Source organism: Marinobacterium marisflavi, assembly GCF_982447095.1.
The window spans coordinates 2714417-2726786 of sequence record NZ_OZ457898.1; the positions used below are offsets into that span (position 1 = coordinate 2714417).

Here is a 12370-nt window from a genome sequence, read left to right on the forward strand (position 1 = left end):
AAGTCCGCAACCAAGCCAGTTAAAAAGCATTATAAACGCAAAAACCCCAAGCCAAAGCTTGGGGTTTTTTGTTGTAAAACTACAGGATGCTAATCACCGGTGTAGTTTTAGCTCTTGCGGTTCTTACGGTTATCGATCAGGTCATCAACTACGCTTGGATCAGCCAGCGTTGAAGTATCACCCAGCGCACCGAAATCGTCCTCTGCGATCTTACGTAGGATACGACGCATGATCTTACCTGAACGTGTCTTCGGCAAACCTGGCGCGAACTGAATGTGGTCTGGCGATGCGATAGGACCGATGTCCGAGCGTACCCAGTTACGCAGCTCTACCGCCAGCTCATCCGTTGGCTCAGTGCCAGCCTGCAGAGTTACATAGCAGTAGATACCCTGACCTTTGATATCGTGTGGGTAACCAACAACTGCGGCCTCAGCAACAGTCTTGTGCTCTACCAGAGATGATTCGATCTCGGCAGTACCCATACGGTGGCCCGATACGTTGATTACGTCATCGACACGACCAGTAATCCAGTAGTAACCATCTTCGTCACGACGCGCGCCGTCACCTGTGGTGTAGTAACCCTTGAAGCTTGAGAAGTAGGTCTGGATAAAGCGGTCATGGTCGCCCCAGATAGAGCGGCTCTGGCCAGGCCAAGAGTCTTTGATAACCAGGTTACCTTCACCAGCACCCTCGATCTCTTTGCCTTCGTTATCGAGCAGCGCAGGCTGCACACCGAAGAATGGACGTGTCGCCGAACCCGGCTTAGCTGCAGTGGCACCTGGCAGAGGCACGATCATGATGCCGCCAGTCTCGGTCTGCCACCAGGTATCAACGATTGGGCAGTTACCGTTACCGAAGATACGGTGGTACCACTCCCAAGCCTCTGGGTTGATTGGCTCGCCGACTGAACCCAAGAGTTTCAGTGATGAGAGATCCGCATCGCCCAGTACGTCGTCGCCTTTCTGCATCAGTGCACGGATTGCGGTAGGTGCAGTGTAGAACTGGTTAACTTTGTGCTTCTCGATAACACGGCCGAAGCGGCTGTTATCTGGGTAGTTAGGCACACCTTCAAACATCAGTGTTGTAGCACCGTTCGCCAGCGGACCGTAAACGATGTAGCTGTGACCCGTTACCCAACCCACGTCAGCTGTACACCAGTAAATGTCGCCTTCCTGGTAGTCGAACACGTACTGATGAGTCATTGCCGCCCAAACCAGGTAACCACCTGTAGTATGCTTCAGACCCTTAGGTGCACCGGTAGAACCTGAGGTGTAGAGAATGAACAGTGGCGCTTCAGCGCTCATCTCAGCTGGAGTGTTCTCAGCCGATGCAGCCGCACAGTGCTCTTCCCACCAGATGTCACGACCTTCAGTCCAAGCAACATCTTGTTCAACACGCTTAACCACAACGATTTTCTCAACCAGCGCAGCGGCTGCTGGGAACTTGTCGAGGGCTTTATCAACGTTGTCTTTCAGCGGAACAACTTTACCGCCACGCAGTGAGTAGTTCGAAGTGATAACCAGCTTAGAATTAGCACCTTCAATACGTGCTGCCAGTGCGTCTGGTGAGAAGCCACCGAAGACGATTGAGTGCACTGCACCCACGCGAGCACAAGCCAGCATTGCCACGGCCGCTTCAGGAATCATTGGCATGTAGAGGGTAACCACGTCGCCCTGCTGGATACCTTGAGCAGTCAGTACGTTCGCGAAACGACAGACACGCTCGTGCAGTTCGCGGTAAGTGATCTTTTCGCTCTCTTCTGGGTTATCACCTTCCCAGATGATCGCTACCTGGTCACCGCGTGTTTCGAGGTGACGGTCCAGACAGTTGTGAGCCACGTTGGTGGTGCCATCTTCGAACCATTTGATATCCAGATCGCCTTCAAACGAAGTGTTTTTAACTTTGGTAAAGGGTTTGAACCAGTCGATGCGCTTAGCTTCTTCGGCCCAGAAAGCTTCTGGGTTTTCGACTGACTGCTGGTACATCTCCATGTATTTAGCTTCGTCTGCGTGTGCATTTGCTGCCCACTCTGGCGTAACTGGGTAGATAGGGTGGTTCATTCCGGTCGGTCCCTTTGAATTGATGACTTTAGCTGCGATCTGACAACTACACAGATGGAGTGCAACTACTAAGAAAATATCTCAGCCGTAATTTATACCTGTAAGACCTAGCGCCTAAGAATTAGACATTGGTAGGTTTGGGGCGTTTTTATAACCAAAGTTCAGGGTGGGTTCGCTACAACCCACTCAGATCTACACCACCCTCGTGCAAGCGAGCGAGTTTGATGATCTCGCCGAAGAGGTACGTAAAAACAACTATAATGTCGACGCAACCGCAATTGCAGAACGCCCGAACAATCTCTTACTTCTGCTACGCTAAACCTCTTTCCAGCCGGTACAGCTTGCACTGGGACCTCAAGTCGCTAAAATCGCCCTGTGCCCCAGTAGCTCAGCTGGATAGAGCAGCCCCCTCCTAAGGGGCAGGTCGAACGTTCGAATCGTTTCTGGGGCGCCACACCAACACCTCTTTACTCTCCTGTAGCTATTGAATTTATGGTCCGATACGGTCAGTATAGTGGTCATATATTTCTTACGAATTCTGCCTAGAAAAGAGAGTAAAGATGGCCTTTGATGACACTCGTTATACGGAACGCGCGCAGACCTCTCGCATCCTCTGTCTGGATGATGAAGAGGCGGTGCTGAAATCGCTGCGTCGTCTGTTGGAAAACGTCCGTTACGAGGTTCAGTGCCATACCTCAGCAGCGGAAGCTCTCGCCTATCTAGAGCAGAACGAGGTTGATCTGCTTATCTCCGATATGCGCATGCCGGAGATGTCGGGTGACAAATTTCTGACCAAGGCCGCTGACATTGCACCAAACACCGTCCGCATTCTGCTAACAGGCTACGCTGATCTAGAGTCGACCATCAATGCGATCAACGACGGCAAGATCCACCGCTACATGCAGAAGCCTTGGGACAACGAAGAACTTCTCGAGATCGTCGCCTCTGAAATTTCTTTGAAACAGCGGGAAGATGAGCGCAAGCACTACGAGAAGCTAGTCTCCTCGCTGGCTACTACCGATGGGCTGACTGGTCTACTGAACCGTACGGCGTTTCTTGAACAGCTTGAGAGCCAAGCTGAGTGCGGCACGCTAATGACTGGTATGGCTGCCTCTTATCTCATTCTCATGGACGTTGACGGCTTCGCTAAGATCAATGATGAAGTGGGCCCTCAAACAGGTGATGACATACTCAAGCTTGTGGGTCGCATGCTGACTTGCAACCTGCGCTCAGGCGACCTGATTGCGCGCGTTGAGGCGGATGAGTTCGCGATCATCATCAACCAGTACACCAAAGAGGATTGCATCGATACCGTCATCGAGCGTATCCGCGGATTCATGACTGAGCGTACCTTCTTAGTGCGCAACCACCCAGTTGACCTCACCGTTAGCTTGGCAGCAGCGCCTATCGCTGTGGGTGCGAGCGCTGATGGTGTCTACAAGAAGGCCAGCGAGGCACTAGCTAAAGTACAGAGCGCAGGCGGTGATCGCTACGAGATTGCCGACTGACCGAGTTGTTCAGATAGAGAAAAAGCAGCCGATGGCTGCCTTTTTTGATTCTCAGCTCGGTAGCCTGATCTCTTTTTAAAGCGCACTACCAACTCATGCAAGTGCTGCGAGATTCCCTGCAGAACCAGAATACCCTGCGAACTATCACCCGCTTTACCCAGTAGTGATCACCGTTCTTAGAACGCTTCTTGGCCAGACCCATCCAAGGGCTGCCAGCCTTAAGTGTGTCCCACATCACCTGAAAGGCTTCAGGCGGCATATCAGGATGTCGGATGAGGTTATGTGGCTGGCTAATTAACTCATCGCGGCTGTAGCCAGAGATCTGCTCAAAGGCGTCGTTACAGTGCAAAATATTGCCCTGCAGATCCGTTGAGGATATGAGTTTTTTGCCTTCAGGAAACTGGACTTCATTCTGAGTAACAGGAAGGTTTCTACGCATTCTCTTGCCCTTCTAGTCGCGGCGGCTCTCAGTCGGGGCGCAGTCTTGCACGCACTAATATATAGTCGCCAATCGCGATTCCCGCAAAGCCTGCAGGGGTTTATCTTTGATCTGTATCAGGCTCTTTACTGCTCTTCCTTGCTGTCTGCCAACGGCAAACGTATCGAAAACCGAGCGCCTCCAGTAAAGGCCTCGTCTAGGCATAGTTCACCCTCTACCGCTTCAATTAGCATACGCGCGCGATAGAGCCCCAAACCTGTACCCGAACCGACGTCTCGAGTTGTGAAGAAGGGGTCGAATATCTTGTCACGATTCTCTTCGGGCACACCTGCCCCGTTGTCACTCACCAGTATCTGCATCCGCTGATCATGCACTTCAAATTCCAGAGCAACCCTGGCGTCATTACGTCCCTCAACAGCCTGACAGGCATTCACCAACACCGTATTCAACGCCTCTACCAGTGCATCAAAGGAGCCCAGCACATCGGCTGGCTGCTTTTCAGGTACCTCAACCTTCGCCGCATACTGGCCCGAACGCTGAAGCCGCTGTAGCGCCTCATCAACAGCGTCAGCAGTATGCACACGTGCAGGCGATGTTGACTGGCCGGACTGAATTGCTGTCATCTTCTCGACAATCACCTTGACGCGATCAAGACCCTTGCGGGTATCGACATAGAGCTCGGCAAGATCCTCCGTAATGAACTCGTAATCCATCTCATCTAACAGATCTTGAAGTTCCGTTTCAGAAAGCGGTGAGGTTCCAGAATGTGCATCCAGCAACCGAGCTGTCAGCTTACCCAGCGAGTCCTGATACTCTTTCAATGTACCCAAATTCGACATCACGAAGCCCAGCGGATTATTGATTTCGTGCGCTACGCCAGCTGTCAGCACACCGATAGTCGCCCGCTTCTCCGATTCAAGTAACTGCGTTTGTGCGTTCTGGATAGTCTCGATCGCACCCTCAAGCTCACGATTCAACTTCTGTAACTCATAGGTGCGCAGACGTACTTTATCTTCGAGCGTTTCGTTGAGATCTCGTAACTCATGAGTCAATTGGTTCATCTGCAAATGAGAGCTCTCTACCGCCCGCGTCATCTGGTTGAACGCCTTGCCTACGATATCGATCTCATCCTCGCCAGGCACTTCCACTCGCCGCGTAAGATCGCCCGCGCCAACGGCTTCAGCCGCATCGCGTAACGCACCGAGTTTGTGCGTAAGAAAACGGCCAAGCATGAACGAGAACAGCGCCACCAGCATCATCTCTAGCAGCACGATCGTGAAGCTCCAACGCTCCGCATTACCAATCACCTGCTCAATCGGGTCAGTATTAAAGCCCAGTTGGACGTAGCCGTAGGTTTGACCACCCTCACGAATAACGGTTTGCGCATCGAATACACCGTCGTTCACTTCATGCATACTGGAGTCAGTCTCCGGTAGAAGCTCCTCTGCTGCATCCGACGCAGCGAGGACCTGGCGATCGCTGTTCAGCACACGTGCATATTTAATACCCGGATTGGTCATCACCTCATTAACGATTGCAAAGAGTGTAGCGAGGTCATAGCTCAATACAGCGTCCTTCGCCGTCGCGGCGAAAAGTCGTGAAGTGGTCTCTGCACGCGTTTCAAGCGCTTCATAGTTTGAGTCTTTGATGTAACCCAACATCAAGAAGACCAGCGATAACAGCAGCACACCCTCGATCAGGGCGACGCCCAGTATGGTCTTGACACGAATCGAGTTACGAATGAGATTCATTATTCAATCAATGAGTCCAGTAGAGTGATACCGAGCGAACGAACATCATCCCAGTCAGCGTTTTCAGAGGCTTGCCAACGCTTGATCTTCAGCGGCTCCAACAGCGCTTTGCCCTCAGCTGTGTTAGCCATATCCACCAACGCTTCGGTAAGCTTGGCTACTGTTGCTGAATCGACACGCGGATGCGCGGCGATCGCATGCGGCGTGTAGGGCTGTGTTTTCCAAAGGACACGCAACTGTTCATTCACCTGCGGATTCGTCGCACTAAAAGTGCGTCCAATACCACCACCGGCAATAAAGAAGCCTTTCGAAACGTTGAGGTAGACAGAGTCGTGAGACGAGACGTAGACCGGCTCAATATTTATCCCCTGTTTGGCAATCTCAGCACGCGGTACAACTGATGCGGCGAAGGCAGCCGGTGATGGGAACGCCAACTTCTGCCCGTCCAACTGCTGGAGTGATTGAATCTCACTATCTTTGCGCACCACTATAATCCCCTGGATGGATGCATCACCACGGCGCACCATCGCACTGAAATCGCGATGCTGGTTAAAGAAAGTGAAGTGATACGGGTTCATATAGGCAATATCATATTCGCCCGCTAACAACCGCCTCTCAAAGGTCGGAATATCCGCAGCAGTCGCAAAATGAAGCTCAATTCCTGTACGCTCTCTCAGATACTGCAGAATCGGTGACCAGTTAGCGGCTAATACCGTCGCCGACTGCTGTGGCACTATGCCTATCGTCAACGTTTGAGCCTGTACTTGCCCGTGCAGAGCGGCCCAAGCTAACAACATAAATAGCAACTTCTTCATTTTCGCTTCCACTCCAGTCTTCAAAAATTAGCCCTGTGACATCCTCTATTGAGCGTCTCGCTGGGATAGCCAGAGACGAATATCTGGCCCACTCATGGGCTTCGCTAAGCCGTAACCCTGATAGCTAAAACGGTAACGCTCGCGTACGAAGCTGAGCTGCTGTTGATTCTCGACCCCCTCAAAACTGAGACGTTTACCGCGCTCCTCTATGCGGTCACAGAGATTAACCAGCATCTCCTGTTTGTTGGGGTGAGCATCTAACTCATGCAGAAAAGCACGATCAAGTTTTACAGCATCGACCGCTAGCACATCATCAGTGTTGAAATAGGCATGCGCCGCGCCCTGATCATCGAGCGTGAGCTCCACTCCAGCATCGCGTAACCATTCAAGATTAGCCATGCAGCCGGGTGTTTTTGAACGTAGAGTAGCTTCACCTATATCAATCGACAGCCGCTGCAGATTGAGCCCGGCTTTGCCGACGCTATGCTCTATCAGGCTCTGTAGATGCGGTGAGCTACATTGGCGCAGAGAGATATTTAGCACAAGTTTAATCTCTTCTGGCAAGTTCAGCGCTTTGAATTCGCTCACTGCAGCCGCCAACTGAAGTTCGGTAAATAGATCGGTATAACCCAAAAGATCGATATGCCGAATCAGCTCGCTAAGCGAAACATCTGAATCCGTGACAGCCGGACAGCGCACCAGGGCCTCTAAAGCCTTGAGCTCACCGGTATCTGCGCAGATCGGTTGAAACACTGCACTGAAGGAGCGTTCATTAACAGCGCGGGCGATCGTCTCGGATAGTTCAGTATCAAGTAACGTACCCCACCCGCTTTGGGCAAACTCTGCCTTGTCTAAATCCATGTGAGAGAGGTCAAGTAGCAGTTGACGTAACCTATCAGCACCGGCCAGTTCCTTGGGATGTGAAACACACCAACGGAGATAACTTAGGCTTCGCAACTGTTCTTCAACGGAAGCGGATTGCTCGCTGTCGACAAGCAACATCAGCGTATAGCCGTTCCAGTGACAGAAACCCGTATCATTAGGCAGCGTTCGAACAAGTCGATCCGTTAGTAGCGCGAGTGCGCTCTTGGTATCCAAATGCTCTTGCGCTAGCACGACTCTGGGAGATGAAAACTCCACAGCATAAAGCGCTCGTATTTTCCCGCCGGGGGTATCCAGTTCATCAACAAGATTGACCGGATAAAAGCGCTGGTAGTCGCGCTGTAGACTATTCAACAAGCCACGTCTGTCCATATCAATATCTGAACGTTTCTGTTCGGCAATATGGAAGGCGTTTTCAATTTGTTCTAGCAGGTCATTGTCGACCCAGGGTTTCGGCACAAAACGGTGCACGGCACCAGAATTAAAAGCACCGAGTACCTGCTTAAGCTCTGCAAACCCGCTAAGAATCAGGCCAACACAAGGGGGATCGAGTTCGGCTGCACGCTGCAACAGTGCGCCGCCGTCGGCACCTGGCATGCGAAAATCGGAGAGGATCACCGGAAACTCTTCGACCGCTAGGAGTTCAAGCGCCTCTTCAGCACTCTCGGCGATCGATATTTGATAACCAGCCCTGCGAAAAAGTCGACGAAGGGCGCGGAGAATTCCCACCTCATCATCGACCAGTAATAAGTTGCGCTGCACTCCATGCACCTTTAAAGCGACAGACGCTTACTCCTCTTCGAGGATGCTGCGTGATTGCACACCAACCAGACTACTCACACACTCTAGCAGCTGATCGTTATCAAAGGGTTTCGTCAGTACCGCGTCAGCGCCCAGATCAATCGCCTTCTGTAGTGCATCGCTGCCTAACGCAGAGATCACGATGATCTTGGTACCTGCGATCTCAGGTGTCTCGCGTACAAAACTGAGCACGTCGTAGCCACTCAAACCGGGCATGCTCAAGTCGAGGGTCATTAAAACTGGACGGTCCTTCATCAACTTAGTACCGCCTTGGAACCCATCCACCGCCACATCGGTCACGAAACCATTGCTGCGCAGCACACGCTGAATTGAGCGCGCGATCGCTGGCTCATCATCGACAATGAGCACACGACGGTTGTCGTCACCTGCAAGCTCCGGGGGGATCGGGATATCGTGCTCTACCAAGAAGGCGATAAAGTCCTCAACACGGACTCGGTTATTGCCCCTACCGGGCAGTTTGAAACCTTTCAGTGCTCCGCGTTCAATCCAGCGAATCACTGTTCTAAGGTTAACATCACATAGTTTGGCGATCTCGCCTGTGCTTAATGTCTTCATAGGTCTATGATTTACTTATGCAACCCGCGTTAATTTTTATTGTTAACTGACATCAGCTTCAGACAAACCCTGCTTAGCCGTTAACAGAATAGAGATGGCTCAAATCGGCCGTCTAAATGTCATGTCTTACAGGTTAGTAACAAATTTCAGATCGCGCCAACTATGAGAGGTAAAATGCATAGCGAGACGGATAAACAAGACAAACAACCTCGAATTCTCTGCGTTGACGACGAAGAGCACATCGTCTCATCCCTAAAACGCACCCTACGCAAAGAAGCAGAAGTATTCACAGCACAATCAGGTGCTGAAGCGCTTGATATCCTTAAGCAGAACGAGATAGATCTACTGATTACCGACATGCGCATGCCGCGAATGACCGGTGCGGAGCTTCTCACAGAGGTTAACAATCTTGGCCTTGATCCTGCGCGCATACTGCTGACCGGCTATTCAGATATGGAATTGCTACAGCAAGCGATCAACGAAGGGCGTTTGGATCGTTACTTGCGCAAACCTTGGGAGAATGACGATCTTTTGGCCGCTGTCCGACAGGAGCTGCACCGGCGTAATCTCGAGAGACGGAACGCAGAGCTGACCCAAGAGCTGAGCCTGAAAAATGAAGTTCTAAACGAGCTCAACAAGAATCTCGAAGCTAAGGTTAACGAGCGAACCGTTGAACTGCGTGCCAGCTACGCCCAATTAGAGGCCAGCCTGGCCGATCTGAAACAGTCGCAGAAAGCGACCGCTCGTATCTTCTACAACCTGCTCAGCCTTAGCGGACAGCTCGGTGGCAACCAGGCGATTCTGACTGGTAAGCTGTGTACTTTGATGGCCCGTAATAAACATCTGGAAAAAGAGTCTATCGGACAGATTCGACTGGCCGGTATTCTAGGCGACTTGGGTCTTCTCTGTATGGATACGAGTTTGCGCACTGCAAACTGGTACGAACTGACCGAAGAGCAACGCCGCATCTATATCACACATCCGAGCTTTGCTGTTGAAGCGATGGCACCTGCCACCCACCTGATTGAGGCTGCAACCGCCATAAAGTTTCAGTTTGAGCGCTTTGATGGCAAGGGCACGCCTGATAAGCTGAGCGGTACCGATATCCCACTGGCAGCCCGAATTCTCAGTGTCGCCAGAGACTACATCCGCACCCTGCACGGTGTGATGCAGAAAGGACGCCTCTCATCGTTTTCTGCTTTTAAGGAGATCGAGAAGGCCGCCGGGCATCTGTATGACCCGGAACTTGTAGAAATCCTGCAGGATGTCATCCCTCAACTAAATGAGGAGGTTGTAGAGAAGGATGAACGCATTCTCTCTACGTCCAAACTCCAAGGTGGGATGATCTTATCGCGCGATCTGTTCAACAGCCGCTCAATTCTGCTGCTACCCAACGGTAAACGTTTAACCCCCAGTATTATCGAGCGTTTGCACAAAATTGAGGAAGCGGACGAGACTTTCCTGGACGTCTACGTCTATAAATAACCGTTTACATTTATCAATAGCCGTTGACGTCTTTGAGTAGTCTTCCAGAAAAAACGCTTACTGAAGCAGAACACCTAGAGAGCCTTTAGGTAGTTTTTCGGCCGGCGTTTCCCGCAGAAACGCCAATGAGTTCTGCCGTTCGAGCTGATCCTCATCTAATTTCATTCTCTTAGTAAGACGCAAATAACGGTCCACCATACGCAAGCGCTCATCTCTGCGGGCACTATCATCACGAGCCGACTCTAGGAACAGCTGCGCTAAATTGAGATAGGCCAAAGCATTAGAGGAGTCATATTCAGTCGCCATGCCGAAGTAGCGAATCGCCTGAGAAGGCTTGCCAGCAAGGTAGTGCTTAATACCGATACGATTGACCTTGGCCGACATCTGCGGGTCGCGTTTCGGCGAATCTACCGCCGCTACAGTTTCTGGTACTTTGATCGGCTCGAGCACCGGTACGGGGTCGTTGTTAAGAAGCTCTTTCTCACGCGTGAGGTTGAGCGGATTACGCAAACCGGAATTGATCATATCAGCGCGGGATAGGGCTCGGGATGCGGCTTCAATGTCGCCGACTGCAAGATAAGTCTCATTCAGCACCAACTCTGATTTAACTCTGAGCGCCTCATCTTTGGGAAACTCTTGCTGAGCCCGCAACAGCGTCTCTCTAATCTCGTTAATCAAGCTCGCATGCGCTTTGTCGGGAGTTGTTTTAAGTTGCAAACGCGCGATGTTCGCCAGTTTGAGATGCGGCTCGGCACTGCCGTAACAACTTTTACGACCGAGAGTAATCGTGCGTTTATAGGCTGAGCGCGCCACCTCGTAAGCATTACTCTGGGTTGCCACACGCCCCAACTCCATTTGGCGAAGAATCCCTAGAGGCGCCTGTGCGGTGGCAGACTGCAGGGTCTCACGCGCCTCGTCCAACTCCCCCTGCAGCTCAAGCACACGCGCTAACAGGTCGTATGCCTGCATAAACAGCGGGTAATTATTCACAATCCCATCCAATAATTTCTGGGCGTCATCAAGTCGATGCATACTCAGGTAGGCATGAGCTAGGGCTACGCCGAGCTCTTTCTCTGGCTCTTCCCAGTAGTACTTCTCCAACAGCTGTATGGCATCGGGCGCTTCTCCCAACTCAATCAGTGCGCGGGCGCGAATCAGAGTTGCATCGTGGTAGGCGGGATCGAAACGGGATATCTTCTTGCAGGCACGCACCACATCTCGCTGATCGCCGCGCTCTAGCGCTTCGTCGACGGCACGCAAAGCCTGTTTCAAGCGCACAATAGCTGAGATGCGCTGATGCAACTCCTCCTTACTAAACGGCTTGGTTATTAGGTCATCTGGATGACTATCGAGCGCTTGCAGGATCACCTCTTGTGAGCTGTCAGAGGACATCAGAATCCACCCCGAACTGGGACGCATGTAGCCGCGGTAGCGGGCCTCCTCAAGCAGTTGAATCCCAGTCGTGGAGTCGCGGCCGTTATGACCGAGCAGCACAATATCGAACGCATGCTCTTCAAACAGCTCCAACACTTGTGAGCCCAGCGTCGCAACCGAGAGATTGAGTACACCGAGGTCACGCAGCATGTAGTAGATAGCCGAACGCATCGGTCCGCTGCTCTCTAGCAGCAAGACGTTTAGCTTGGCGTAGTCTCTGGGCTTTAGGGTCACGCTTACCTCGGTTCTGTACCGATATTTTTACTATAGTAGAGCATAGATAGAAGGGGTTAGCGGCCAATCCCTACAAATTCTTTATATAGAGTTATTTGTTATTAGAATTATTTTATTGATTCGATATAGTTATATCTGGATGAAAACTTATCGGAGGGACGACAATGCGCACGTTCAATGCGTTAAAAATCTCCTCAGTACAGCAGCTATTGAGTCTGACGCTGGGTTACCCAGCGCTACTAATCTATTTTGGTATCGCGCTTTCAGAGACGCTCAATCATAACCCGTGGACCTGGAGTGCGGTGTTACTTAGCCTGTACCTCGTTACGATTGTAAAGGTGGCGACTAAGCCCCTGTCACAAGTTAAACATCGTTAGCAGGGGCG

General features: G+C 51.5%; 10 protein-coding genes and 1 tRNA gene. 4 read left to right on the forward strand and 7 right to left on the reverse strand.

Annotated elements, in window-relative coordinates; all coding sequences use genetic code 11:
* Window positions 1-107: 107 nt before the first annotated feature.
* Window positions 108-2060, reverse strand: coding sequence for an acetate--CoA ligase (acs, locus tag AC1WNR_RS13370; RefSeq protein WP_481644992.1), 1953 nt, complete (start codon window positions 2058-2060; stop codon window positions 108-110).
* Between the two features lie 377 nt (window positions 2061-2437).
* Between acs and AC1WNR_RS13375 the strand changes: the two genes are divergently transcribed.
* Window positions 2438-2514, forward strand: a tRNA-Arg gene (locus AC1WNR_RS13375).
* A 106-nt stretch (window positions 2515-2620) separates the two neighbouring features.
* Window positions 2621-3568: a GGDEF domain-containing response regulator gene (locus AC1WNR_RS13380; RefSeq protein WP_481644993.1), complete on the forward strand. Its 948-nt coding sequence runs from the start codon at window positions 2621-2623 to the stop codon at window positions 3566-3568.
* 85 nt (window positions 3569-3653) lie between these two features.
* On the opposite strand, the gene AC1WNR_RS13385 is transcribed toward AC1WNR_RS13380, so the two are convergent.
* The 5 genes from AC1WNR_RS13385 to AC1WNR_RS13405 form a co-directional block, all read right to left on the reverse strand.
* A complete protein-coding gene (locus tag AC1WNR_RS13385; protein WP_481644994.1) occupies window positions 3654-4007 on the reverse strand; it encodes a PAS domain-containing protein in 354 nt (117 codons plus the stop codon).
* A gap of 125 nt (window positions 4008-4132) precedes the next feature.
* Window positions 4133-5758, reverse strand: coding sequence for a sensor histidine kinase (locus AC1WNR_RS13390; RefSeq protein ID WP_481644995.1), 1626 nt, complete (start codon window positions 5756-5758; stop codon window positions 4133-4135).
* Window positions 5758-6573 (reverse strand): phosphate/phosphite/phosphonate ABC transporter substrate-binding protein, encoded by an 816-nt coding sequence (locus tag AC1WNR_RS13395; protein WP_481644996.1) that lies wholly within the window; start codon window positions 6571-6573, stop codon window positions 5758-5760. Before AC1WNR_RS13395 ends, AC1WNR_RS13390 begins: the two co-directional genes overlap by 1 nt.
* 45 nt (window positions 6574-6618) lie before the next feature.
* Window positions 6619-8217: an EAL domain-containing response regulator gene (locus tag AC1WNR_RS13400; protein ID WP_481644997.1), complete on the reverse strand. Its 1599-nt coding sequence runs from the start codon at window positions 8215-8217 to the stop codon at window positions 6619-6621.
* Window positions 8218-8244: 27 nt separating this feature from the next.
* Window positions 8245-8832 carry a response regulator gene (locus AC1WNR_RS13405; protein WP_481644998.1) on the reverse strand — a complete coding sequence of 196 codons (588 nt, stop codon included), beginning with the start codon at window positions 8830-8832 and terminating at the stop codon, window positions 8245-8247.
* 174 nt (window positions 8833-9006) lie between these two features.
* Here AC1WNR_RS13405 and nosR point away from each other — a divergent pair, with 174 nt between their 5' ends.
* On the forward strand, window positions 9007-10317 hold the full coding sequence (gene nosR, locus AC1WNR_RS13410) for a response regulator c-di-GMP phosphodiesterase, NosR family (RefSeq protein WP_481644999.1): 1311 nt from the start codon (window positions 9007-9009) through the stop codon (window positions 10315-10317).
* Window positions 10318-10374: 57 nt separating this feature from the next.
* Here the strand turns inward: nosR and AC1WNR_RS13415 are convergent, their stop codons facing one another.
* The gene (locus AC1WNR_RS13415) at window positions 10375-11985 is read right to left on the reverse strand and encodes a tetratricopeptide repeat protein (protein ID WP_481645000.1); all 1611 of its coding nucleotides are present in this window, start codon (window positions 11983-11985) and stop codon (window positions 10375-10377) included.
* A 164-nt stretch (window positions 11986-12149) separates the two neighbouring features.
* Between AC1WNR_RS13415 and AC1WNR_RS13420 the strand changes: the two genes are divergently transcribed.
* Window positions 12150-12362 carry a hypothetical protein gene (locus AC1WNR_RS13420; protein WP_481645001.1) on the forward strand — a complete coding sequence of 71 codons (213 nt, stop codon included), beginning with the start codon at window positions 12150-12152 and terminating at the stop codon, window positions 12360-12362.
* Window positions 12363-12370: the final 8 nt, after the last annotated feature.

Excerpts from the sequence above, each read along its gene's own strand:
- acs (WP_481644992.1), bottom strand. The coding sequence starts at position 2,060 with ATGAACCACCCTATCTACCCAGTTACGCCAGAGTGGGCAGCAAATGCA.
- AC1WNR_RS13380 (WP_481644993.1), top strand. The coding sequence starts at position 2,621 with ATGGCCTTTGATGACACTCGTTATACGGAACGCGCGCAGACCTCTCGC.
- AC1WNR_RS13385 (WP_481644994.1), bottom strand. The coding sequence starts at position 4,007 with ATGCGTAGAAACCTTCCTGTTACTCAGAATGAAGTCCAGTTTCCTGAA.
- AC1WNR_RS13390 (WP_481644995.1), bottom strand. The coding sequence starts at position 5,758 with ATGAATCTCATTCGTAACTCGATTCGTGTCAAGACCATACTGGGCGTC.
- AC1WNR_RS13395 (WP_481644996.1), bottom strand. The coding sequence starts at position 6,573 with ATGAAGAAGTTGCTATTTATGTTGTTAGCTTGGGCCGCTCTGCACGGG.
- AC1WNR_RS13405 (WP_481644998.1), bottom strand. The coding sequence starts at position 8,832 with ATGAAGACATTAAGCACAGGCGAGATCGCCAAACTATGTGATGTTAAC.
- nosR (WP_481644999.1), top strand. The coding sequence starts at position 9,007 with ATGCATAGCGAGACGGATAAACAAGACAAACAACCTCGAATTCTCTGC.
- AC1WNR_RS13420 (WP_481645001.1), top strand. The coding sequence starts at position 12,150 with ATGCGCACGTTCAATGCGTTAAAAATCTCCTCAGTACAGCAGCTATTG.